This is a genomic window from Halobacillus sp. Marseille-Q1614 (assembly GCF_902809865.1).
Lineage (GTDB): Bacteria > Bacillota > Bacilli > Bacillales > Halobacillaceae > Halobacillus_A.
In genome coordinates this window covers 36,960-60,434 of sequence record NZ_CADDWH010000001.1, presented here as the reverse complement: position 1 = coordinate 60,434, position 23,475 = coordinate 36,960, and the positions used below count along the sequence as shown (strand labels likewise).

Below are 23,475 nucleotides of genomic sequence, written 5' to 3'. Positions count from 1 at the left end.
AAAAAATATAGTTGATTTCCCGATATCACACTCTCTATGAATTACTTTGTATTATACGTCAATGTGATATCGGTTTCAACAGTATTTTTTATTTTTCTGATTATTTGATGACTTCAGGTTGAATCTCTTACCAGCAATTCCACGGGTAATTCAACATTCTCAACAGCTGCTTCCTTATGGTTCATCAGCGAGATTAACTGCTCGACGGACTTCTCACCAAGGTCATTAATCGGCTGACGGATCGTTGTCAGCTTAGGCTCCATCATTTCAGCGGCCGGCTGATCATCAAATCCAATCACAGCGATATCTTCCGGCACCTTAAGACCATGCTCCTTCGCCTCGATGATGACACCTGCAGCGATCTCGTCACTGCCTGTGAAAATAGCAGTAGGCTTGTCATTCATCGCCATCATTTGCTTCATCACTTTTTTGCCATCTTCGGTTGTATGCTTATTAATAAAAATCCAATTTGGATTAAGCGTAAGCCCCGCTTCTTCTAATGCCTGCTGGTAACCCTTATTACGATCTTTATCCTTTCCGTCCTCCGCAAACAGACCGCCCGTACAATAGGCAATCTTCGTATGCCCCTTATCAATCAAATGCTTGGTCCCTATATAGGCTCCCTTCACCTGATCCAGCCTGACCATAGGAACATTTGATTTATTGAGATATTCATTACACAGCACGATCGGACCGTACTGTGTATAGGGTTCAATCACATCCCAGTCATTTTCGATGGACGTCATAACGATCCCATCGACCTGCCGGTTCTTTAACAGATTTAAAAAGTAGATTTCTTTATCTTTGTTTTCATTGCTTTGAAAAATAAGCACCTGATAATTATTTTTAAAAGCTGCCTGTTCAATAGCATTGACCAAATAAGAGAAAAAGGGATTGACGATTCTCGGGACAATCACGCCAATCGTGCTCGTCAGTGATCCCCGCAGCCTTCTTGCTGAAGGATTCGGCACATAGCCAAGCTCTTTCATCGCCTTCTCCACACGTTCTCTTTTCTCTTTAGCAATATAAGGATGATTGTTAATTACCCGCGAAACTGTGGCTTTAGACAGCCCGGACAGCTTGGCAACATCTGAAATCGTCGGCACGTTACATCACTCCACCATTTATATATGAAATCAGTTTCATATTTATATTCTAAATAAGAGAGGCTCCATTTGCAATTATTTTCCGAGGAGCGACTGACGTAACCAAAAAAAGCGGGACCGTTCCATGTAATACTCTCGTGGTTAGGACATGCACTTCTTTTACCGAAAGTTTGGACATACATTGTAAAAAACCAAGAACGAACAGGGGGAAGCTGTTTATGGAAATCGAGATTCTGACTATGGTGTTATGTGCCCTGGCCACAGGGGTTGGAGCTTTCCCGGTTCTGCTCATTCGTCGTATTTCTCACAGGCAGATGGATATGATTCTTGCTTTTACAGCAGGCATCATGGTTTCGGCCTCTACCTATGGATTGATCCCTACGTCTTTAAAATTAACGAATTTATATGTATTAACCTGTGGAGTTTTATTAGGAGCTCTCCTTCTCAATGTACTGGAATATTTCATACCCCATGAGGATATTGATCATAAACGGACGGGAAATATGCTGCCCCGCCAATCGTTAATGATGGTGATCGCGATGACCCTGCACAACATTCCCGAAGGATTATCCGTGGGAGCAAGTCTTGCGAGTGAAGTAGAAAATCTTGGTTTAGTTGTGGCTTTATCCATGGGGCTGCAAAATGCACCGGAAGGATTTCTTGTCGCTTTATTTCTGGTTAACCAAAAAGTGAACAAATTCTTCGCTGTGTTATTAGCGACCTTTACAGGAATGATTGAATTACTATCAAGCCTGCTCGGGTTTCAATTAATACATGCAGCGTTGTTTCTCGTTCCCTATGGACTGGCTTTTGCCGCAGGAGCGATGCTGTTTATTGTTTATAAAGAGCTGATTCCTGAAACTCATGGTCATGGGTATGAACGATCGGCCACTTTTTCTTTTCTTATAGGACTCTTAAGCATGATTGGGCTTGTCGAATGGTTTCGTTAAGCAAAGAACCCCTTCCTTCAAACGAAGGTAAAAGAATGGAAAAATTTATGTTAGACTAAAATTAATACTTTATGACCACTTTACATATAGGAGAGTTTGAATTGAAGAAAGTATCTAAGAGATTTTTATTCATTTCGATAGGAGCCATTGTTTTGTTTATGTTAGGGATGTCGTGGTTTTTCCCTTATTCCCCTTTTAGTATTTATAAAAGCTATATTTATAAACCGGATCCTGTTGTCGCGGAGGGGTATGCCCAGGATTTAAATACTTTTAAGAATACCTATAACCCTTCCACCACAGATGACAATCGGACGAATAATATGAACCAATATATTGTCCCATTGTTTGAACAAGACTGGCTCATACATAAAGACAAGGCAAAAATGGGAAATCCGCAGATCGAATCCTTCTTAATTGAAGTAAAAGAAGCACGTCAGAACTTACTAAGCCTTTTGGTTGAAGAGGACTATACAAGAGAAGAACGAGAGTATTTAATGATTACCGTTGAAGGGCTGCTAGGTCTTGAAGAATCCATTGTGGACCTAAAATTTAGTCACTCCGAATCAAGAAGTACGATTAACAGGCAGTTTCGTAACCTTCATGTAAGTTATATCAATACTTTTGGAAGGTATGCCACTTTCTATGAGGTATTCCAAAATAAGGGGCGGGCTTCTGAATAAATAAGCCTGGAGAGAAACCTCTTAATACAGACGTCCAAACTTTTTTTCAAAAATATAGAAAAGAGCTACTGGGAAGCGAAGTATTTTGACGGAGCGATGGTGAAAATCCTTTCTTGAACACAAATCATCCGAACTGATTTCAATAGAATCGTTCGGATGATTTTATGCTTTCCTCAGTTTTGTCCCGGCCTCTTTTTTCTAGATCGTAATTGAAAAGAATAAAAAGACAAACGTCCGCCTTATTTAGAGAACCTCATGTCGTAAGAACCATCAAAGTCAGGTTACGAATTATTGTACACCTGGCCGATTTCCTTTATTGCTTGATCTTCATTGAAGGCCTCTAATTGATTCAGCTCATCAACAGAATCGCCGGAAAGCTGGTCTTCCGCATCCAACGGCTTGCCGGACTTCACGGTATTCTGCATACCTACTTGTCCTGTAGTATCAGCTTCTGTAGGAATTTTAAATTTCTTTTTCGGCTCTTTTGCCATCTTTATCACCTCTTGCTTAGTTTTCCCCCCTTCCCCTCTAAAGTATGAAAACAATTTTGTATAGAAACCCTCAACTCAATAATGGCTGAAGGTATGCGTAACCATATGATGGGAAGTAAAATCCCTTTCAACTTTCTGACGGGCAGCATCAATGATTCTCTTCCTTAATTCCCCGTCAGATTTCAAAGAGAGTATTTTTTCCTGAAAAGCTTTGAAGCAATGATCATCGACCAGCATTCCCGTCTCGCCGTCAGTGATGGCTTCGGATATTCCTCCCCTGTTTATCGTTACGACAGGAGTGCCTGTCGCCATAGCCTCAAGGATGACCATCGGAAACACTTCCCTCTCAGAGGTAAGCAGGAGGGCATCCATCGATTGGAGAAACTTGTCGGGTTCTTGGACTTCCCCAAGTAAGGTTACCCGTTCGCTGAGCTCTAACGTTTGGATCTTGGACTGGATATTCTCACGTTCGGGTCCTTCTCCGGCGATATAAAAATGTAAATCTTTTTCCGCCTTCATGGAGGCGGCGATATCTAAAAACAAGCTGTGATTTTTTTCTGGAGATAAACGTGCCAGGATACCAACCTTAAATACCTCAGGCAGAGGCTTTTCGGTGAAAGGAAACTTTTCTACATCAACTCCATTGTACACAGTGGTTACTTTCTCTTTCTTAACGCCATATTGTAAAAGCACTCTTCTCTCGTACTCACTTACCGTAATGATCCCTGTGACCTCACGATTCATCCATAATGAAAATAATCTTGGGAATTTTTCAAGAGCCGTGACATTATGCTTCGTATAGACGATTTTCATCTTCCGTTTCCAGGCAAGCTTCCTTAAGCAGCCGGCATAAAAGGCCATTCGCAGGCTGTTTGCATGAATGACATCAATGTCCCGCTTATTTATATACCGGGTGAGGAGCCACAAATTGAGAAGGTGATTCTTCCTGGATAATTTCATATAATGACGCTTGTTGACGATGTGATCTGTAAGCTCTCCTCCGCCAGCAGCTGTATAAAGATGAAAGCCGGTGCCGGTCATTTTGTTTTCGAGTTTGATGAAATAATTTTCAGCTCCCCCCATGGTCAATTTATCCGTCAGCATCAAAACATTCATCTCTATCCTGCCTCCTTTACAATGAGTGGGTTTTCCTTGTCCTTGCCTGTTTCTCTCTCATAGGAAAAATAAGTAGACAGGACGGCTAGAAATAATAAGAACATGTCATTCACAATCAAGGATAAGAACATCATCTGAAACATACATCCAAGAAAAGTTAAAAACAGAAATGGATGCTTCTGGTGGAACTTCGCCTGGAAGATTTGATAAAGCACGGTAAACACAAACAATCCATAGACAAACAGTCCGATGATCCCCGATTCGGTCAATACCTCAAGGAACGTATTATGAACCACAAGATCATCCCCATAATGAAAGGCGTTGTAATCGGCGAAGTTGCTTGCCCCAATTCCAAATAAGGGATTGGATAAGAAGAATTCCCACGCTCTTCCCCACAGCTCAAACCTTCCGCTGCCTCCATCATTGGAAAAGTCCTCAAACCTGTTCTGCAGGATATCCATCACACGAAAACTCATCGCTTGTCCGACCATCACGATGAGACCCAGGAAGAAAGAGGTGGATAAAAATAACCTCCATTGGTTAGCAGGTTTGTTAAGGAAAAAGTAAACCATAAAAATGACCATAAGAATCAATAATCCGCCCCTGGAGAACGTGAGTACACTCGTAATGAGACACAACAAGAGACCGATTTTATTTTTCCTTGAGTCACGGTTACATAGATAGAACGTAAAAAAAATCGTATTATAAAAGACAAAATAGTTCGGATCTTCGATCAAGCCGATCAATCTGGGGTAATCACGGTCAAACCAAACGCCATATCGGATCACCCCGTCTCCCAGCAAGGAAAATCCATTGCTTTTAATCCCCCATACATAAAGGAAAAGACTTCCTACATTAAAGAGAAGGCCTGCATTGGCCAGCCCGTTTTCCAGTTCGCTCTTCTGGAACATCTGGAGGATCCCCTTCATGATGATATAGAAGGTTACATAGAGAAAAATGCCAAGCATCACTCTCAAACTGGAGGAAGCATACAGGGAAAAAGCCCCGGAAAACACATACACCAGATAGAAAAAGAGAAGCATCACTTCAAAGCCCTGCAGCTTTTGAAATCGGAAGGAAGCCGCCAGTACCACAACAAGGATGCCGAGATACATCATATATGGTTTGAACGCAAAGCCGATATAAATATGATATTTGCCAAGCATAACGGAAAACAGCAAGAGAAACAGGATCAGGCTGCTGCGCGGTACGGCAGATGCATCAGGATGCCCCATCGTGTGCCTCCTTTCTTATTTTCGACTTCCGTTTATACAGGACAGACTTTTTCCAAATCCCGAGGCTTTTTTCCCTCCATTCCTTATCAAGCCCGGCAAGGGAAAGAACCAGGAGAAAATGGACACTGCCGGCAAGAAACGGAAGGGAGGATAAGAACAGTTCTATGGCCAAAAGACTGATAAAAAAGTAAACCAGGTAGGGGAGGACGCCTCTTCTTACGAGAACGGCCCGGTCTGGATGACAGAACAAGAACCCGAGTAATAGGACCACTTCAATGAGAACTCCTGCTGTCACTGCTCCTGTTAAGCTGTAATATTCACTGAAGATGGTATAAAAAAGCACTCCAGATGCCACAGCAATGGCCTGAATGATCATTCTCCGCGACTGGAGCGCCTTCGTCGTTAATCCATCCCCCAGGGCAATGCTCACTCCCTGAAAAACCATGACCAAGGACAATACCTTCAGTAAAAAGGCTGCTTCCATCCACCTCTCCCCAAATAAAACCGCGATAACAAAATCAGAAAGATGATAAAAAGGGATGGCAGCCAGCATGCCGGCAAGTGCCATCAATTTCACCTGGGAGATACTCATCCTTACATGCTGCTGATGGTCTCCCGCCTGGAATAGACGGAATAAAACAGGATAAAAGGCGCCGGCGATGATAAAGGGCAGCTGCTGCAAAGCCTGAGGAATCCTGTAGGCTACGGCGAAATAACCGACTTCCTTCCATGTCAGTGTCTGCTCTAACACAATCGGACCGATCTGCGGCAGGAAGATAAATAATAATCCGGTCACCATAAAAGGCCCCCAGTGCTTACGGAGTCCTTTATAAAAAGGCGATCCCATGGAAAGGGACAAGGTTTTAACGGTTAAGTATAGGCCAAAACATCCGGACGCAAAATAAGCCGATCCATATAAGAAAAATACGATCATGGGAGCTATGTTAAACCCTTTCCCAACTAAAATAACGGTGATCAGCAGCCCTGCAGAGACGATTCGTATGAATCCGCAATATTGCATTTTCTCCTGCATCTGAAAATAAGTAATGCTGATGCTCTGCATGGATACCCCGGTAACGAGCGGAAGGATCAGGCAATAGGAAAGGGTGATCAATTCCATGTCACCGGCGTAAATCCAATGAATAAGAAGGAATCCAATCACCAGCGCCCCCAGCGTCAATACGAGGCGGAGTTTTATATAAGATGCCATAATTAAGGATATAGGAGCTTCTTTCTTCGCCCCTTCCCGAAGCACGATCTGGTTTAAGCCGGCTTCGGTCAAATAAGCCATAATCATAGCAAAGGCAAGGACTACACTGAATCTGCCGTAGTCATCTGTACTTATAAAAGAGGCGAGAACAATCAATGAGGCCGCATTTAGGATGCTGGCAAATGCGGTGCTGTAGAATAAATGAAAAATATTCTTCCCCACGGAATTTCTATTCTTCTTCATGAAGATCTGCCCCTTTTCCTTTAGGTTCATCGATCACTTTTGATAAACGGCCCCGATGACTTGACACCCTGCCCTTTCAAGTTTGGCCTGGGCTTTTCTTATTTCTTCAAACTTATCCTTTTTCCGCTGGATGACAAGCACCGCTTCCTGGCACCCTTCAGCAAGCAGCTCCGTTTCCACTCCTGAAGATAAAGAAGGAGCCGAAAAAATAACACGATCATAGGTCTCCTGCCAGGAAGCCACATGCTGCTTAAAGGAAGGGGACAGCCAGATATCAATTGGCTTTTTGTTAGAACCGTTGGCCAAAAGGATATCCAAGCCCGGCAAAAAGGTCGGAAGGACGGTGGTTAACGGCTCCTGATTCATGTCAGCAGGCCGCTCCATATAGAACCATTCATGGAGCGATGGTTTCTTCCTATCCCCTTCCACAAGAAGGACTTTTTTCCCCTGAAGCGCAAGGGCAGCCGCCATTTCTGCGGCTATCATGGCTACCGATTTTCCTGCAGGGATGGAAGTCACCATGAGGACGGAAGGGTGCCGCTTCTCTACCTTGCTTGCGATCACCTTCATCTCATCAAAGCTGACGATCCCCTTCTTTTTCTTATAACCGCCATAAATGATATCCTCAATGGGACTCAGCACGGACGCCGCCTCCTTTTTTCACATTTCCTTTTGCCTCTGTAAAACGTTTCTGGTAGATTTTCGGCAGCTTGTCTTTAGTGGCTGCTACTTCTCCAAGCACTGGCAATCCCAGCTCCTGTTCAATTTGATCCAAGCTCTGTACGGAGTCATCCCAGTGTTCTCTTACCATCGCCATTGCGATCCCACAAAATAATCCGGCCATTGTTCCGATCAACACATTCACTACGGGATTCCCCACTTCTTCCACCTTGTTTGTTCCTTCATTTTTACTGAGCAATGTTATATGTTCCATTTCCAAGGACCCTTTCATCTCTTCTACGGAAGCGGCCGCCAGGAGATGAGCAAGCTCCATGGATTGATTCGGATCAGCATCCCGGATCACAATAGAAATGATCTGTGAATTTTCCTTATTTTTTATCGTGATTTTTTCTTCCAGCTCTTCCTGGCTAAGGTTCATTTTGGCCTGCACAGATTCCAATACGATCGGACTTGTAATAAAATCAACGGTCGAAGCCACCAGCCTGTTAATAGTTTGGGGATCGATGTAGACCTCTTCATCATTTCCCAGGTTTCCTACGAGAATATATTCCGTCGCTTCATACGTGGGTTTTAAGAAATAAAACACTGCGGCTCCACTGATGAGAGAAATGCAGATTGTGGTGATTAGAATGACAGCCATCCGCCGTTTGAGGATACGGAAGATGGTTTTGATATCCATCTCCTTCATGAAGTGACCTCCTGGAACCCGTAAGGATTTTCCTGCTGATAAAATTGAACGGTCTCCAAAAGCCCTTCCTTTAGTGAATAACAAGGGGACCAGTGCAGCATGGATTGGGCTTGTTCGTTTTGTAAGACACTTGAGCGAATGTCCCCTTCCCGGGCTGGTCTTAAAATTGGCTGAATAGGTTTTCCTAAAGAAATCGCTAATTGCTCAATGATTTCATGAATAGATACTTCCCGGCCCGTGCCTATATTCATAATTTCGTTTTTACCATTGGATAGCGCAGCTACGTTTGCACGTGCCACATCTTTGACAAAAATGAAATCCCTCGTCTGCTTTCCATCCCCAAAAATTACAGGAGACTCCCCACGGATTAATTTCTCGATAAAGAGAGCGATGACTCCGGCTTCGCCGCGGGCATCTTGTCTTGGGCCATAGACATTGGCGTAACGTAAAATGGAATAGTCAAGGTTATGGGTGTCGGCAAAAAGCTGGATATACTTCTCTGCATGTGCTTTGGTCAGCCCATAAAAGGAAATCGGCCGCACGTTATGGGCTTCATCAATTGGGAGATAGACCGGGTTCCCATAAACGGCGGCGGAAGAGGCAAACACGACTTTCTTGACTTTATGCTTAGCACAAGCTTGTAAGATATTGAGTGTCGCAAGAATATTTTCTTCACAATCATATAAAGGGTCTGTAAAAGAGTGGCTTACTGAAACCTGGGCAGCCTGATGAATGACATAATCCGGCTTCTCTTTAGTAAAGATGTCGTCCACATCTTTTCGAACGTCCTGTCTGTAGATACATACTTGTGGCGGAAGATTATTCAAATTCCCTGTCACTAAATTGTCTACCACGACAACCTCGTAGTGTGAATCGAATAATTCTTCCACAATATGCGATCCTATAAAGCCCGCCCCGCCTGTTATTAACACCTTCATGGCAACCTTCCTTCCATTATTAAAAATAGAAACAACGGATACAGATGTTCATTCTTCGAGGGTTGAATAGCGGTTGCCCTGTCCCTCATCTGTGACCCTGTCTTTAGGTACATTCATGTTCACATCATTTCCTGACGATTCTCCGATGAATTCAATTAAGGGTTGATTATCTTCTACAAAGGAAGCGTCCCATATCATACCGTCTATCCTGTTATTGGTCCCGGATAGAATCATTGCTTTGTCCGTTCGCTCAGTCAGCTGGATCTGCACGTTTTCGAACATGTTCCCCGACACCTCATGAGGAATGGTAACGGCGCTGTCGAACTGGATACAGACAATACAGTCATCGAGGGTCAAATTGACGAACCTGTTTCCATTTATAAAATTGTAGTCCCCATCTTTCTTGGGAGGTGCTGCTTGTAAATGCACGCCGGTATGAAACCCGCTTATATTGACGCTCATAACATTCACAAAACTGATAAATTCTCCAGAATTCCCGGCGGTAAAAGAGATGCCCTTCCCACGATTGGTACCGCTTGAGTTGTACAAAACCACATTTTCGATATGAAAGCGTTCGGTCGTCCATACCTGTTCTTGTCCACTCACGTAAATTGCCGCACGGGAGAATTCGGGAGTCGTAATCTCAATGGTGCCATTGGTTATTGCGGCTTTTTTCTCTAACTCCACCACATTAAAATCTCCTTCAGCCAAAAGCTTCGTAGCCAGCCCCATTTCAAGTGCGACTCCCTCTTTCAAGTGCAATCCCTGCTTCAACGTGTAATTCTTCCCCAGTAACTGGACAGGCAGCTTATCGTTTTCGTAGCTGTAATCGATCGCAGCCTGGATGGCTGATGAATCATCCTGTTGATCACTCCCATCAGCTCCGAACGCTTCCACCCTTAGACTGCCGGCTTCTTCCTTGGTAAAAAAGCTAAACAACAATACCACCGTCAGTAAAACGATGGTTCCTATATAAAACTGCTGCCTCTTCATATCTATTTACCGCCTATGAGTAATTCGAATAGGCAGGCGCCTTCAAATTTCGGGAGATTCTGTCGTTTTTTCTTCGACCTTCCCATAGATCTTTCCCGCTCTGGATGACGATGAATTCCATGTCACTTGCCGCCTTCAAAGAATAGTGTTTCCCCGCGGGAATCGTAAGAGGGGTTCCCATGTCTATTTCTGAGAATTCATCATTCAAGACCAGGACACCCTCCCCTTGTGTTACCGTCCACACTTCCTGATTTCTGCTGCTCTGATCATTTAAGTTCCTACCAGCGGTCACGTGGACTTTTTCCGTTAATGTTTCTGTCCCGCCTTCTTTCTTGCTATACTCAAGGACTCTGCTCCATCCCCACGAGTATTCTTCATACATCGGCCCATCACGGAAATGGGAAACGTACTCTTTAACTTTATGGCTGCTCTTCTTATCGGCCACCAGCAGACCGTCCGGACTTGCGGCTACCACGACATCATCGACTCCAATCAGAATAATGGGGATATCCAGTTCATTCACGATACAAGACGCTGCCGCATCCTGACTTATGACCCCATGGCCCATGACTTTAGTTCCCATTTCATCCGTCAAGGTGTTCCACGTGCCAAGATCTTTCCAGTATCCAGAGTAGGGAAGAGCGATGATATTGCCTGCCTTTTCGACGACTTCATAATCAAAGCTGTTGGATTGGAGCTTCCCGTAATCCTTCAGTAATGCATCGTACTGAACAGGGATATTTTTACGCTTGAGCAGCTGGATAATATAATCCAGCCGGAAACCAAATACCCCGCAATTCCAAAGGGCCTGCTGGTGAATCAGCCTTTTTGCTGATGTCTCATCAGGTTTCTCACAGAACCTGCTTACGTGAATAAAGTCATCAGCCGCTGCACCACTCGGTACGATATAGCCATACTTCTCCGATGGATACGTCGGTTTCGCGCCGAGGAGAGCTAAATCGGCCCCACTCTCGCGCAGCCCCCATTCGAGCTCCTTTATCGTTTCAAAAAAGTGATCTTCCACAAAGGGATCAACAGGGAGGACTCCTATCACCTCATCTAAGCTGCATCCTTCCACGGAATAAAGATATACCGCTGCTAAGGCGATGGCAGGAAACGTATCCTTGCGTTCTGGTTCGACGACAACGGGAATATTTGGACCGAGCTGGTTATGAAGCATTTCTACCTGAGAACTACTTGTGGCGATCATCGCCTTATCGGACATGTTAACTTTCCCAAGCTGGCGCCAGACACGCTGGACCATGGACTCCATCTTTCCATTTTCATTTTTCAGCACTTTAAGGAATTGCTTGGACCTGGAGTCGTTAGACAGCGGCCATAACCGCTTTCCTGATCCTCCTGATAAGAGAACGATTCGCATGTAAGCCACCTCCTTTCACTCATGCACAAGCATGGGTTCCATTTTTTCTGGAGTTTCAGCACTTCTATGGATAACAGCATCCTGCCAGGTTTGGATCAATCGTGTACAGTTATGCTCCCAGGAATAGTGACTCTGAACAAACGCCTGCCCTTTAGCGGCATAACGCTCTTGTAATCCGGGGTTTTCAATCAAACGCTTAACAGCTGCCATCATTTCTTCTCTACTTTCACTGCAGATCAGCTCATCCCCGCACCTTCCTGCAATGCCCTGCAAAGCTATAGGAGAAGCAATCGTCGGAAGTCCACATGCCATCGATTCCACAATTTTATTCTGCATGCCTGTCCCTGACTTCATGGGATAAATCCCAATTTGCGCCCGCCTTAAAGGAATACATATATCTTCAACAAACCCGGTAACCACCACGTTATCTTTGCCGTGCAATTCTGTAACCTTCTTCACCGGATCCTTTCCAACAATATAAAATTGATAGTCCGGATAGGCCTTATGAATGTGCAGCCACACTTCTTTTACAAAATCAAGAACAGCTTCGACGTTCGGATAATATTGCATGTTTCCGTGAAAAAGAATGATTTTTTCCTTAGGGATGGAAGGATAGCCGGCAAGGCGCTGCTTTGTGATGGATGTTCCATTTGGATTCACAACAATATGCGGGCTCCTTAAGTATTGTTTGTCGCTTTCCGAAACGATCATCGACCGGTCAAATTTCTTTAGTATTGCTTCTTCATATCGCTTCATCAATTTTGACTCAAGCAGGAATAGGGGCTTCAGCCACTTGCTCTCTGTACGGGCACGCCGCTCCATATTCAGCGATAAAGCATCAATCATATCGATACATTTCGGGCAGTTGACATCGATGAAATATTCAGCAGCCCTGGCCGTTTGAACATGGACGATATCCGGTTTAATTCTTCTGTATATATCCATCACGTGTTCTTTTACTTTAGAATCAAAAAAGAGATTGACCTGAATCGGTTTAAAGTTATAAATCGTTCGTAACGAACGGAGCAGCTTCTGCAGCGGATGGACCGTAAAGACAACGACTTCTTTGCAGTAAGGAGAAAGCTTGTCCATAATGAACTCCCCCTCCTGCTTCGAATCTACAAAAGTAAGCAGATGAACGTGGTGCCCGTTTACTTTCAATTGTTTGATCTGTTCCCACGCAATCAGCTGATCCCCTTTATGGGGCGGATATGGCGGTCTCGAAGACATATACAAGACGTCCATTCATATTCCTCCTGTTTATCTGGCACCTTCACCAGTTATCACGATTCTGAAAGTCAGAAAAATTATTTTTACATCAAGGAGGAAACTCCTCTTGCGGATATACTCTAAATCGTAAGCGAGCTTCTCTTCAGGAGTTATATCATATCCTCCGTTTACCTGGGCCCATCCTGTCAATCCCGGTTTGATGGCCAGCCGGTTGATAAATCCCGGCGTTTCCTTATTAAACATTTCAGTAAATACAGGGCGTTCCGGTCTTGGGCCAATGATGCTCATATCCCCTTTTAACACGTTCAAAAGCTGTGGCAGCTCATCGATCCTAGTCTTTCGGAGAAACTTCCCGATTCTCGTCACCCGAGAGTCGTTGATGCCTGCCCATCTTGGTCCATCTGTCTCTGCATCCATGACCATTGTGCGAAGCTTAAGCAGATGAAAGCATTTGCCCTTCACTCCTACCCTCTCTTGCCGGTAAAACACCGTACCTTTCGAATCCATTTTGATAGCGATGGAAAAAAGAATAAGGAGCGGCATAGCAGCGGCTAAACCAACAATCGCGAGAAAAATATCAAATAATCTTCGGACAATAAGATAGGGAGCAGAAGATAAAGTTTTGTTTTCAATAAAGAACGATTCAGCATCAATAATTCCTCTAACTTCCCTTCGCTCCTCGACTTTAAGCGACAAAACCTGCACCTCCCAGCATTTACTTTAGTAAGGTTCATCACCATTGTTCTTAATTACGAACTAAAGCTTGAGTGTATTTTATCAGATTTTAAGTTATTTAGGAAGAACTTTTGTTAATTATTTTCTTTTTTCTACATTAACCACCTGTTACACAACGAATCTAATAAGTAAGCAAATATATGGGAGAATTGGAGAACGATGGACCTAACTGGAACTAATAGTATTTTACTAGAATAAGATAGAGTATAAGCATTATCTTTAGAAAGCAATAGGAATATTTCGTTTTGGTTTAAAGGAATGCTGAATATAAGAAAGCAGGTACAAATGATGATAGAAGATATTTATGTCGAAGACTTCAGCGGTGCGAATGACTCCCTTAAAATACAGGCTGCCATTGACTTCGCCAGGAATAATAAAGGGAAAACCGTTATATTAGGAAATAGGAATTACTTAATTACAGCACCAATCGTTATTAAGCAAGACGTCAAATTATTGTTTAATTATGGCACGCAGTTTGTGGTCGAGGGGAACTTCCGGGTGCTGGAGCTTCAGAAAAACGCTTCTCTGGAAGGGGCGTATATTGCGATCAATGATCCGGCCTTTGATTCCGAAGTCATCTACTTAAACGGGAAATACAAATATTACAACACATGGAACCGCACACAAATAAGAGATATCAATATAGTCAACTGGCACAGCAGTCACAAGGGGATTGGCTTATCCCTATTTTCCGGCGGCCCAGGCCACGAAATTTCATTCGTCCATTTTGAAAATATAAAAATTGCCGGATTGAGAATCGGATTAAGATTGGTCGCCAACCGCCCTTCCAGCGGATATGCCTGGATCAATGCGAACCGGTTTATCAACTTATCACTGGATGATTGTATTGAAATGATTATGATGACGAGCAGCTCTACAATTCCTAATGAAATCAGCGGAAATCAATTTAAAAACCTCCAAATCCAGCCCACATCGATCACCACTAAAATTCTTAAGGTCACTGGACAATTCAACTATTTTGATGGGATGGTTTGGGATGTAGCCTCTATCCCAAACAACACTGTGATCGAACTAACCGCTCAAAGTATGGATACCACAATCCAAATTCCCTCTGTACCAAACAACAGAATTATCGATAGAGGTCAGCAAAATAAAGTCAATCTATAAAAAAATGGCGATGTATGCGCCATTTTTTTGTTTGACCCTAAATACTATCGATAGGATGTCGTGGTCACGCTATGGTTGTAAAAGGTACTTTAAGATAGTAATTTCTGATGGTTCTCGGAGGAAGATCATTAGTGCAGTAAAATATTATATAATATCCTTAGAAAATGAATTGAGGTGAAGAGAATGAAGAGAATACATGGAGAATTTATGATCAATCACTTGTCGATGGAATACTCGATAGCAGGTGAAGGAGAACCTGTTCTCGTTTTCCATGGCGGACATTCAAACAGTTATGAAGAATTCGGATATGAAGAATTGGTGGGAAACGGCTTTTCCATGATTACACCCTCAAGAGCCGGTTATGGAAATACATCTAAAGAAATAGGAGAAACCCTTTCTCTTGCCTGTGATTATTACTCAAAACTATTGCACCATTTACATATTGAAAAAGTGCACGTAATCGCTGTATCAGCCGGCGGGCCAACAGGCATCCTCTTCGCAAAAAAGTTCCCGCACCTTACCCGCTCCCTTACTTTACAATCGGCCGTAACGAAAGAGTGGCTGACTCAAAAAGACCGAACGTATAAGGCGGCGAAGCTCCTGTTTCATTCCAGGACTGAGAAATTCACATGGGGTATGATTTCAAAGATGAGCCGGAGATTTCCTCATTTTATGTTCAAACAGATGTTTTCATCTTTCAGCACGTTACCTTACAAAGATACTATAGGAAAAATTAGTGATGATGACATCAGCTTATTTGTGCAAATGAATAACCGGCAGCGTTCACGACATGGCTTTCTCATCGATTTATCCCAGACCAAAGAAATATCCAGCCATGACCTGCAGGCGATACACTGCCCATCTCTTATTATTCACAGCCGATATGATCGTTCCGTTTCTGTAGAACATGCCCAATCAGCTCACGACAACATTCCAGATTCAAAGCTGTACGTACTAGATGCCTGGGGACACTTAATTTGGCTCGGCTCAGCCTCCTCTTATGCTAGTGATCTGGTCATTAAATTTCTTAAAAGCAATACTCCTCAAAACCAGTAATAGGCGAAAGTGTAGTTTCAAAGCCAGCGTGGTTGGCGGGATTCCATTGGCCATAAAAGGGCACAAATGGGTCGGTAACCACCTCGCTTTCCACGGGGAAGACGGCAAGCCTCCTCGGGCTTTTAAGCCCTGTGGTGTCTTGCCAGTCTTGCTTGTCCCGCAGGAGTCCCGCTGCTTCCCTCCCCATTACAAAAGGAAGCTCACCGTACGCCCAAGGAAAGCGATCCGTTTCCCGGAGCCCTTTGCACTTTTCCTTCGAAAGAAAATCGGTCGACTGCTGCATAAGGTTTCTCTACAAGCTAAAAAACGTCATTCCATTAAGGAGGAATGACGTTTTTAAAGTTATGTTTATGACACGTGCTCTTTACAGCAATTTATACTCCTGCAGCTTACTAGCGGGATAAAGCACATCTCCTTGAGCTAAGGACACGCCAAGAGATTTCGTTAAAGCCAGCTCTTCAGGTGACTGAAGTCCTTTTACAATCAGCTTGGAATTAAATCGATGGCTGTATTGGTTGATACAATCAATCATAAACTGCTTCTCCGGAGAATGTTCTAAATTTGTGGTCATATACTTCTCCATCTTGATATATTCCGGCTTCATCTCAATTAGGGCAGCAATCTCATTCCCAAAGTCATCAATAGCTACCTTCACTCCTAAGGCACGAATGTTCTTCAGTGGAGTCTGCAGCTCATCATAGTCAGGAATCCCTTCCCACTGGTTGATTTCAAGAATCACTTCTTGTTTATTATGATCATGTAGAAGCTCTTTAAGAAAACGAACAAAAGACGGATGGCGGAGGGTGGATGGAAAGACATGAAGAAATAGCAATCCATTGAAAGAAGTGAAGCCTTCTTGATTATAATACTCTACAGCTTTTCTAATAGACATCGTATCGAGTTCGTATAATTTTTCTTCATCCATTGCCATTTGAAAAGCTTCTCTCGTGTTCATGGAGCAGTCCGTTCTAAACAAAACATCGTACCCTACCCTCTTCCAGTTGCAGAGATTGTATATGGGTTGAAAGTAATGGAAAAAAGATTCTTCTTCCATTATTTTTTTGACTGTAGGCAACCTATTCACTCCTTTTATGTTCAATAAATAACGTACGGTTATTAATAGGTTTGCAATACGATGAACGAATGATCACTCATATTTTTACAAATATAATACACCTCCACGTATATTCAAACCAGAGGTCTAAAGCACTAAATACGATAAAATTATACGATTTGAAACTGGATGTAACAGCATGTTTATACTTTTCTACTTGGAAGAAGCATGCCAGCCAGCCTTAAACATTAAAAAAAAGCAGCCCAGGGGTAGTGCACCCCGGAAGTTAGATTATTAACTCTAACTTCCGGGGTGCACTACCAGGGCCCTGCTTTTTAACGTTCCTTATTCAGATGTGTAATAATATCATAACCCTGTGTGCTCGGGCTCTCCTGCTTCTCCGGCCTTATCCGATAATCATCGGTTCTTTCGGATAATGATAACGGTCTTTCGACACTCTTCCTCTTACGATAAATAAGAACGAGAATATTCCAATTCGCCCAATAAACATGAGAGAGATAATGATAAGCTTCCCAGGCGCGTGCAAGTCTGGCGTAATCCCCATCGATAACCCTGTCGTTCCAAAGGCGGAACAGACTTCAAATATGATTTCGATCAGCGTAAACTGAGGTTCGAAATAATTTAATAATATAACAGCAATCCCTGTAAGGGCAATCGCTGTATTAATCACGATATAGGAACGAAAGATATCATCCTGATGAATTTCCCTTCGAAAAACCCTTACGTTCGATTTCCCGCGGGCATAGGCGATCACACTCAGTAAAGAGATAGCAAAGGTCGTCGTACGAATCCCACCGCCTACACTGCTTGGGGAAGCCCCAATAAACATCAATACACAGATTACGAGAAGGGTAGGTGTCGTGAACTCTGCCACATCCATCGTCGCAAGTCCCCCATTTCTCGTGGTCGTCGATTGGAACAATGCATAGAAGAAGGACTCATGCCATGATTTCCCTTCAAAAAAGTGGGTGCGGTCAAACAAATAAATAAGGATCGCTCCTACGACAACGAGCGCAGCAAAGGTTACAGATGTCAGCTTCGCAAATAAGGAAAAATTGATATAGGCATTGCTTTTTTTCGTAAGATAATCTTTGATTTCAATCAGTACAGGAAAACCGATCGCCCCTAGTGTCAAGAGAAGTATATTTATAAACTGAACAAAGTAGTCATCCTGAAACATAACAAGCGAGTTCCCCGTAATATCAAACCCTGCGTTTGTTGTCGCACTGACGGATGCAAACATTCCTTGTACGAAAGATTCCCCTAACGTTGGGAAGTATTGCGTAAAGTAAACGCCTAAAATAACCGCTCCCAACGCTTCAATCGCAAGAATGAGCAGGAGAATTTGTTTAATGAGGGAAACCATCCCCGAAAAGGTTGATTGGTTTTGGTCGGTCTTAATCAGCTCTCTTCTTTTCAGCCCAATTTTACTCCCTAACAATAACCAAATAAAAGTCCCTAACGTCATGACCCCGATTCCTCCAAACTGGAGAATAAACATTAACACAAAATAGCCCGGGGTATTGAAAGTTTCTGCTGTGGAGACCACAGTTAACCCTGTCACACTGACGGCACTGACAGCCGTAAACATGGCATCAATCAGGCTTAAGTTCATGCCTTCCTTATGTAAAAAAGGCAGACTAAGAAGAAAGGTTGAAACGAATACAGCCATACAATAATACAGCACGATAATCTGGAACGGGGTAAGGCGATTAAAATACTTGGTCAAGCTTCGTTTAGGATTGCGTATCATAAGTTAAACTCCTTAGGGCATTCGAACAAATTTTATAGATAAAGATGATTTGACAACTTAGCTGAAAGGATCGAAAAAAGGATAAAGGGCCTACATTATGGTATAAAAAGCCGTGCGGTCCGCCCCTTAGATCAATCATTGTCTAACATATGGTCTCTAAATCTTTTAATGTCGTCATCCGCCCCGACGATAACCAAAAGATCATCTTTTGCCAAATCTTTATTTGGTTCTGGTGAAATGAATATTTCTTTAGCTCTCTTAATAGCTAAAATATTTATCCCAAAATGAGCACGAACATCCAAGTCGCCTAATGTCTGCCCGATCATTTTCTTACCGATCACCACTTCAACCACGCTGGATTCATCGGATAATTCGATATAATCGAGTACACTCGATGAAATCATCTTATTAGCTATACGTTTCCCCATCTCGATTTCTGGATGCACGACGTGATCCGCCCCTATTTTCTTTAAGATGATTCCATGGTAATCGGTAATGGCTTTCGCGGTTACTGTTTTAATTCCCATTTCCTTTAAAATGAGAGTCGTCAATAGGCTGGCTTGAATATCATCCCCAATGGCGACAATCACATGGTCCGCGTTTTTAATCCCTATTTCCTGCAGTAACTTTTTGTCTGTGGAATCAGCTATCACCGCATGTGAAGCTAAGTCCTTGTATTCATATATAATTTCATCACTTTTATCGATCGCCAGAACTTCAACACCCTGCTCACTTAACGTTCGGCAGATGCTTCCTCCAAACCGTCCTAATCCAATAATGGCAAATGTTTTTTTCATGATGGTTACTCCTTTTTCCCATTAAAAAACCACAAAAGAATGACTTTTGCGGCAGCGGGACATCGTGTTTAAACAAACCTGTCCACTTCATTCTTCCCTTTAGACGCTTATGAGGTTAGCTGTCGGATTCGGGTCTAAAGAGTCACCCTACTAACGAATGCATTCGTTAGATTCACCCCTAGCAGCACGGCTGCAAAAATGGGTCCCCCACCTTTCTTTGTTAAGAAAGTTAAGCGAAGCTATTCTATTCAATTTGCATGAATGTATTTTACTCCCGGTGAAGGTAAAAGTAAATAGGGCGTCCTCATTCTATTTGTAAATTTTAAATGGATCCTGCAACTAAGTTTTTTCTAAATGGATAACCATTTGAGACTTATCCTCTTGCCTGACGGCTCCCATCGAGTTTCTTCTATGTTATATACTTATCGGAAACCCTTTAGATTTTCCTTATATTGGGCAACTACGAGAGACTGTATCACTCGCACGGAACAAAGGCACAAGCGCCCTGGCAGGCACGAAACGCATAAGCAAAACGGCCGGAGGAAGGCGGCCTTCCCTTCCGCAGGGCGGATTGCTTACGACGCGAGTGTCTGGGCGCTGGAGCTGGATGCCGCACTTTTAAATATATATCCACAGCTTGGAATTTTTATAATTTCCTGGACAACAAAAAAAAGTCCCGTTAAGGAGACGGGACCTTGAGACATATGGCTAGCCTAGGGGGAGGTTTCTAATTATAAGCTAGCCCCTACAGTTTACCAAATAAACATTTAAATCGAATTACCTCGATGTTATAGCTATGTTAAAATTATTTCCTTCTCCTGAGCTTCTTAAACTCCACCGGAACTTTTCTCTGCTTGCTGAGCAATAGATCCACCTTATTTTTCTCATCCGCTTCCCTTCAAAGGAAAAAAGGTGGAGCTTAAACTTTTATATACCCTATTTTAGCCATTTCTCACTCAATTAATCCTTGTTCTCTTAGCCGATCTAGAATGTTTACAATTAAATCAGAATGCTCTTCATAGAGCTCACCGCTTTGTCCAATTGCGTTTTTGGCTCTGCCAGCACCGGTTATAGCCAGCGGCAAATTCTCTGCTATTTGCTGCATATTTGCCACATTTTCCTGTTGAACTTCATATAGACGATCTAAGTCATCAGTAGGAGGAGGGCCAAGTTCTTCGAAAGCAGGAACAACTTCACTTTCCACACGAGACATAATGGACTGTAATTCTTCAAGTTCAGGTGAATCTATATTAATGTCACCAGGGGCGTATGTGTCAGCATACGACATTGCTTCTTTATGAATTTCTATAAAAACCAGGTTCATATCTAATAAATCATTAACATATTGATCATTTTCTTCTCTGACTTTTTCTACGGGCGTAAGTTCTGGCTCAGTTTCCGTAGTGTCTTCAGTAGCAGGGGTTTCAGCTGCCGGTTCAGATTCTTTATCCTTAGTAGCTTGAGCAGGATCATTTTCGCTACAGGCGGCCAGTAATAAAATACATAAGACGAAAAGTACGTTTCTTTTAACATACATCTTAATCAGATCACCTTACCTTGAATTTTTTAATTAGAAACCTACGGGCAATGGAAGCAAAGAAACAAATGTAAACGAAAGACTTAACTCCTGGCTTTTTGAACATTCACTCCACCGGGATTAATCGGAAAGGAGCTTCCGAATGAATGATATAGTCCTCCCCGCACGTAAACACATATTCCGGAACCCCGAAATCACTCTGATTGCTTAGGATCGTATTGACCTCCGGGTATCCATCAGGATCATAAACGACAAAGTTGCTTCCTTCTCCAACGGGAACCACTTTATAGCGCCCCTCCTGTAAGTCATGACCGACGATAAACTGCCCCGCCGGGAACTCCACTGGCTCTTCCTTCTTTTCTTTGATTGTATCGTCCAGTGCTTTAATTTCTTCCTTTTTTCCCTTAATCTCCTTATCCAGCGCTTCTTTCTCTTCTTGAGCATCTGTTACCTTTTTGGTGAGATCCTCCAATTTTCCTTCCGTTTCCTCTTTCGCTTCTACGACAGCAAGGGCTTCCTCCACTTCTTCCTGTTTAGCTTTCAGTTTGTCCCCTTCTTTTTCTAACTCTTCCTTAATATAAGAAAGATTCAGCTTTTCCTCATGTAATTGGTCTTCTGTATCTTTGAGCTCGCTGCTTTTCTCTTCAAGCTGATGGATAATGTCTTCATAGCTGGCTTTTTCCTCATTTAATACGATCTTCGCACTGGAATGTCCGATCCAATAAAAAATAAAGAAAGCGGCTATTCCCCCTGCAATTCCCCCTAAGATGAGGTATGTTTTTTTCGACTTCAGGAATTTCATACACCAAGCCCCCTTTGCTCTACAAACATTCACTTCACATCCATAAAAAAAGTTATGCATAATGTAGGAGGAAAAGACTAGGACGCTTCGAATTATCTAATGAGGGAGCTTGTCATCTCCACACCCCCCCATACTCCTTCTTCCCCTCAGCTTCACGATCTCATGACAGCCCACGAAAAAAGACACCCGTTAAGGTGTCTTTAGATTGGTTTTATACTCTTTAAGTGAGTGGTCCAGGATCTATGAATTATATTTCAAATGTTATCTCGTCGACAGCTTTCTATTTCAAAAGGAAGAAGCCATCCTAGTGCACACTCTCATTCACGGACGCCACTTCACACCATTGAAGAATCGTTTCGGCCATAATCACAGCAGCTTCAAATACGTGATCTAAGTTAATGAATTCATTCGGATAATGCGCCATACTTGTCTCGCCCGGACCAAAGACAACCGCTGGGATACCTCTTAACGCCGTCAGCAATCCGCCATCGGTTCCCCATGGAGAAGCTTTCAGCACAGGGTCCTCGTTTTTATAGGAATGATAGGCTTGAATCAAAGAATGTAGAAACGGATGATCGTCTTCAATTTCCCCCGGCAGCCACCTTGCGCCAAACCACTCGACTTCCACCGGCGCTTCCGCAAACCAGCTGTCCTCTTTAGCTAACGCAGCCAGCTTAGCTTCCAATGCCGCTTTCGCTTCGAGTAGATCTTCTCCCGGAATGACACCCATACGGCCTTCGATCGTCACTTGATCGGGAACCGAAGACGGCCAGGTCCCTCCTGCAATTTTCCCTACATTAATTGGAACAGGGATCGGATTTCCTTCATACAACGGACTGTCCAGGCGTTCATTTCTTTCCTGCTCCAGCTGCAGGATCGCTTCATGAACGGTATGTACCTTCTGAATGGCGCTGACCCCTTCATATCTTGTTCCACCATGAGCAGATTTACCGTAAATATGTACTTTGAACCACATCGAGCCTTGCTGTTTTGGAAAAATCGTCATATTGGTAGGTTCAGGAATAAGGGCGGCATCCGCAGTGTAGCCTCTTTCGATGGCAGCCAGCGTACCTGATCCGCCACTCTCTTCTTCTACGACACTTTGAAAAATAATATCACCTTTTAGCTTGATGCCCAAAGCCTGGATCGCTTCAACGGCCAATAACGCGGATAGATTTCCGCCTTTCATATCTGTCGCCCCGCGGCCGAAAAGCTTATTCCCCCGGATCGCTCCAGAGTAAGGATCATGCTCCCATTGGACTCTTTCTCCTTCAGGTACCACATCCACATGCCCATTTAAAATGAGTGATTTCCCCTCCCCTTCTCCTTTAAGGACGCCTACAACATTCTCACTTCCCGTAAAATCGGGGCGGGACGCACAGAAATACGTATGTTTTGATAAAGCTTCATAATCGAGTTCCCAGCGGTCCACATCGAATCCTTTTTCTGATAATCTCTTCTCCACGATGTCCTGGATGCCACTCTCCCCTCCCGCTTTACTCGGCTGCTGCACCATTTCCTGTAACAAACGTTCATATTCACTGCGGTTCTTCTCTATATACGAGCTCACCTTTTGAATATAGGACATGTGACTTCCTCCTTTTCTTTTCACTTTCACGATACACAATATTCTGACTACTTTGCAAATCA

At 43.3% G+C, this 23,475-nt stretch carries 21 protein-coding genes, 1 pseudogene and 1 riboswitch; of the genes and pseudogenes, 4 read left to right on the top strand and 18 right to left on the bottom strand.

Annotation, left to right across the window (positions count from 1 at the left end; genetic code table 11):
- Window positions 1–113 precede the first annotated feature (113 nt).
- Window positions 114–1,106 carry a LacI family DNA-binding transcriptional regulator gene (locus HUS26_RS00305; protein ID WP_173915252.1) on the bottom strand — a complete coding sequence of 331 codons (993 nt, stop codon included), beginning with the start codon at window positions 1,104–1,106 and terminating at the stop codon, window positions 114–116.
- A 218-nt stretch (window positions 1,107–1,324) separates the two neighbouring features.
- Here HUS26_RS00305 and HUS26_RS00300 point away from each other — a divergent pair, with 218 nt between their 5' ends.
- Both HUS26_RS00300 and HUS26_RS00295 read left to right on the top strand, forming a co-directional pair.
- A complete protein-coding gene (locus HUS26_RS00300; protein WP_173915251.1) occupies window positions 1,325–2,056 on the top strand; it encodes a ZIP family metal transporter in 732 nt (243 codons plus the stop codon).
- 101 nt (window positions 2,057–2,157) lie between these two features.
- Window positions 2,158–2,736 (top strand): hypothetical protein, encoded by a 579-nt coding sequence (locus HUS26_RS00295; protein ID WP_173915250.1) that lies wholly within the window; start codon window positions 2,158–2,160, stop codon window positions 2,734–2,736.
- A 281-nt stretch (window positions 2,737–3,017) separates the two neighbouring features.
- Here HUS26_RS00295 and HUS26_RS00290 read toward each other — a convergent pair whose 3' ends face one another.
- The 11 genes from HUS26_RS00290 to HUS26_RS00240 form a co-directional block, all read right to left on the bottom strand.
- Window positions 3,018–3,227 carry a hypothetical protein gene (locus HUS26_RS00290; protein ID WP_173915249.1) on the bottom strand — a complete coding sequence of 70 codons (210 nt, stop codon included), beginning with the start codon at window positions 3,225–3,227 and terminating at the stop codon, window positions 3,018–3,020.
- 75 nt (window positions 3,228–3,302) lie between these two features.
- Window positions 3,303–4,343, bottom strand: coding sequence for a glycosyltransferase family 4 protein (locus HUS26_RS00285; protein ID WP_173915248.1), 1,041 nt, complete (start codon window positions 4,341–4,343; stop codon window positions 3,303–3,305).
- A gap of 2 nt (window positions 4,344–4,345) precedes the next feature.
- Window positions 4,346–5,578 (bottom strand): O-antigen ligase, encoded by a 1,233-nt coding sequence (locus tag HUS26_RS00280; protein ID WP_173915247.1) that lies wholly within the window; start codon window positions 5,576–5,578, stop codon window positions 4,346–4,348.
- Entirely contained in the window at window positions 5,565–7,031 is a 1,467-nt protein-coding gene (locus HUS26_RS00275; RefSeq protein WP_173915246.1) for a lipopolysaccharide biosynthesis protein, read from the bottom strand. The genes HUS26_RS00280 and HUS26_RS00275 overlap by 14 nt, the downstream gene beginning before the upstream one ends.
- Window positions 7,032–7,064: 33 nt before the next feature.
- A complete protein-coding gene (locus HUS26_RS00270) occupies window positions 7,065–7,673 on the bottom strand; it encodes a hypothetical protein (protein ID WP_173915245.1) in 609 nt (202 codons plus the stop codon).
- Window positions 7,657–8,400: a YveK family protein gene (locus HUS26_RS00265; protein ID WP_173915244.1), complete on the bottom strand. Its 744-nt coding sequence runs from the start codon at window positions 8,398–8,400 to the stop codon at window positions 7,657–7,659. The genes HUS26_RS00270 and HUS26_RS00265 overlap by 17 nt, the downstream gene beginning before the upstream one ends.
- Entirely contained in the window at window positions 8,397–9,338 is a 942-nt protein-coding gene (locus tag HUS26_RS00260; RefSeq protein WP_173915243.1) for an NAD-dependent epimerase/dehydratase family protein, read from the bottom strand. The genes HUS26_RS00265 and HUS26_RS00260 overlap by 4 nt, the downstream gene beginning before the upstream one ends.
- 48 nt (window positions 9,339–9,386) lie before the next feature.
- On the bottom strand, window positions 9,387–10,331 hold the full coding sequence (locus HUS26_RS00255; protein ID WP_173915242.1) for a hypothetical protein: 945 nt from the start codon (window positions 10,329–10,331) through the stop codon (window positions 9,387–9,389).
- Between the two features lie 13 nt (window positions 10,332–10,344).
- Window positions 10,345–11,712, bottom strand: a complete 1,368-nt coding sequence (locus HUS26_RS00250) for a sugar phosphate nucleotidyltransferase (protein ID WP_173915241.1) — start codon at window positions 11,710–11,712, stop codon at window positions 10,345–10,347.
- Between the two features lie 15 nt (window positions 11,713–11,727).
- The gene (locus HUS26_RS00245) at window positions 11,728–12,957 is read right to left on the bottom strand and encodes a glycosyltransferase family 4 protein (RefSeq protein ID WP_173915240.1); all 1,230 of its coding nucleotides are present in this window, start codon (window positions 12,955–12,957) and stop codon (window positions 11,728–11,730) included.
- A gap of 15 nt (window positions 12,958–12,972) precedes the next feature.
- On the bottom strand, window positions 12,973–13,638 hold the full coding sequence (locus HUS26_RS00240; RefSeq protein ID WP_173915239.1) for a sugar transferase: 666 nt from the start codon (window positions 13,636–13,638) through the stop codon (window positions 12,973–12,975).
- A 333-nt stretch (window positions 13,639–13,971) separates the two neighbouring features.
- Here HUS26_RS00240 and HUS26_RS00235 point away from each other — a divergent pair.
- Together HUS26_RS00235 and HUS26_RS00230 are read left to right on the top strand one after the other, a co-directional pair.
- Window positions 13,972–14,805, top strand: a pseudogene (locus tag HUS26_RS00235) (hypothetical protein); the annotation flags it as partial.
- Between the two features lie 183 nt (window positions 14,806–14,988).
- A complete protein-coding gene (locus HUS26_RS00230) occupies window positions 14,989–15,861 on the top strand; it encodes an alpha/beta fold hydrolase (RefSeq protein WP_173915237.1) in 873 nt (290 codons plus the stop codon).
- A 364-nt stretch (window positions 15,862–16,225) separates the two neighbouring features.
- On the opposite strand, the gene HUS26_RS00225 is transcribed toward HUS26_RS00230, so the two are convergent.
- The 6 genes from HUS26_RS00225 to HUS26_RS00200 form a co-directional block, all read right to left on the bottom strand.
- Entirely contained in the window at window positions 16,226–16,936 is a 711-nt protein-coding gene (locus HUS26_RS00225; protein ID WP_173915236.1) for an EAL domain-containing protein, read from the bottom strand.
- A gap of 385 nt (window positions 16,937–17,321) precedes the next feature.
- Window positions 17,322–18,689: a TrkH family potassium uptake protein gene (locus HUS26_RS00220; protein ID WP_173915235.1), complete on the bottom strand. Its 1,368-nt coding sequence runs from the start codon at window positions 18,687–18,689 to the stop codon at window positions 17,322–17,324.
- A 131-nt stretch (window positions 18,690–18,820) separates the two neighbouring features.
- Window positions 18,821–19,486 carry a TrkA family potassium uptake protein gene (locus HUS26_RS00215; protein WP_173915234.1) on the bottom strand — a complete coding sequence of 222 codons (666 nt, stop codon included), beginning with the start codon at window positions 19,484–19,486 and terminating at the stop codon, window positions 18,821–18,823.
- 88 nt (window positions 19,487–19,574) lie between these two features.
- A riboswitch (cyclic di-AMP (ydaO/yuaA leader) is annotated at window positions 19,575–19,732 on the bottom strand.
- Between the two features lie 706 nt (window positions 19,733–20,438).
- Complete coding sequence (locus tag HUS26_RS00210) at window positions 20,439–21,023, bottom strand: hypothetical protein (protein WP_173915233.1); 585 nt, start codon at window positions 21,021–21,023, stop codon at window positions 20,439–20,441.
- A gap of 106 nt (window positions 21,024–21,129) precedes the next feature.
- Window positions 21,130–21,825, bottom strand: a complete 696-nt coding sequence (locus HUS26_RS00205; RefSeq protein ID WP_173915232.1) for a hypothetical protein — start codon at window positions 21,823–21,825, stop codon at window positions 21,130–21,132.
- Window positions 21,826–22,129: 304 nt separating this feature from the next.
- Window positions 22,130–23,413 (bottom strand): peptidase, encoded by a 1,284-nt coding sequence (locus tag HUS26_RS00200; protein WP_173915231.1) that lies wholly within the window; start codon window positions 23,411–23,413, stop codon window positions 22,130–22,132.
- Window positions 23,414–23,475: the final 62 nt, after the last annotated feature.

What these genes read in the sequence shown, in the direction of transcription:
- HUS26_RS00300 (WP_173915251.1), top strand. Translation starts at nt 1,325, where the DNA reads ATGGAAATCGAGATTCTGACTATGGTGTTATGTGCCCTGGCCACAGGG.
- HUS26_RS00290 (WP_173915249.1), bottom strand. Translation starts at nt 3,227, where the DNA reads ATGGCAAAAGAGCCGAAAAAGAAATTTAAAATTCCTACAGAAGCTGAT.
- HUS26_RS00285 (WP_173915248.1), bottom strand. Translation starts at nt 4,343, where the DNA reads ATGAATGTTTTGATGCTGACGGATAAATTGACCATGGGGGGAGCTGAA.
- HUS26_RS00280 (WP_173915247.1), bottom strand. Translation starts at nt 5,578, where the DNA reads ATGGGGCATCCTGATGCATCTGCCGTACCGCGCAGCAGCCTGATCCTG.
- HUS26_RS00275 (WP_173915246.1), bottom strand. Translation starts at nt 7,031, where the DNA reads ATGAAGAAGAATAGAAATTCCGTGGGGAAGAATATTTTTCATTTATTC.
- HUS26_RS00265 (WP_173915244.1), bottom strand. Translation starts at nt 8,400, where the DNA reads ATGAAGGAGATGGATATCAAAACCATCTTCCGTATCCTCAAACGGCGG.
- HUS26_RS00260 (WP_173915243.1), bottom strand. Translation starts at nt 9,338, where the DNA reads ATGAAGGTGTTAATAACAGGCGGGGCGGGCTTTATAGGATCGCATATT.
- HUS26_RS00255 (WP_173915242.1), bottom strand. Translation starts at nt 10,331, where the DNA reads ATGAAGAGGCAGCAGTTTTATATAGGAACCATCGTTTTACTGACGGTG.
- HUS26_RS00250 (WP_173915241.1), bottom strand. Translation starts at nt 11,712, where the DNA reads ATGCGAATCGTTCTCTTATCAGGAGGATCAGGAAAGCGGTTATGGCCG.
- HUS26_RS00245 (WP_173915240.1), bottom strand. Translation starts at nt 12,957, where the DNA reads ATGGACGTCTTGTATATGTCTTCGAGACCGCCATATCCGCCCCATAAA.
- HUS26_RS00230 (WP_173915237.1), top strand. Translation starts at nt 14,989, where the DNA reads ATGAAGAGAATACATGGAGAATTTATGATCAATCACTTGTCGATGGAA.
- HUS26_RS00220 (WP_173915235.1), bottom strand. Translation starts at nt 18,689, where the DNA reads ATGATACGCAATCCTAAACGAAGCTTGACCAAGTATTTTAATCGCCTT.
- HUS26_RS00215 (WP_173915234.1), bottom strand. Translation starts at nt 19,486, where the DNA reads ATGAAAAAAACATTTGCCATTATTGGATTAGGACGGTTTGGAGGAAGC.
- HUS26_RS00210 (WP_173915233.1), bottom strand. Translation starts at nt 21,023, where the DNA reads ATGTATGTTAAAAGAAACGTACTTTTCGTCTTATGTATTTTATTACTG.
- HUS26_RS00205 (WP_173915232.1), bottom strand. Translation starts at nt 21,825, where the DNA reads ATGAAATTCCTGAAGTCGAAAAAAACATACCTCATCTTAGGGGGAATT.
- HUS26_RS00200 (WP_173915231.1), bottom strand. Translation starts at nt 23,413, where the DNA reads ATGTCCTATATTCAAAAGGTGAGCTCGTATATAGAGAAGAACCGCAGT.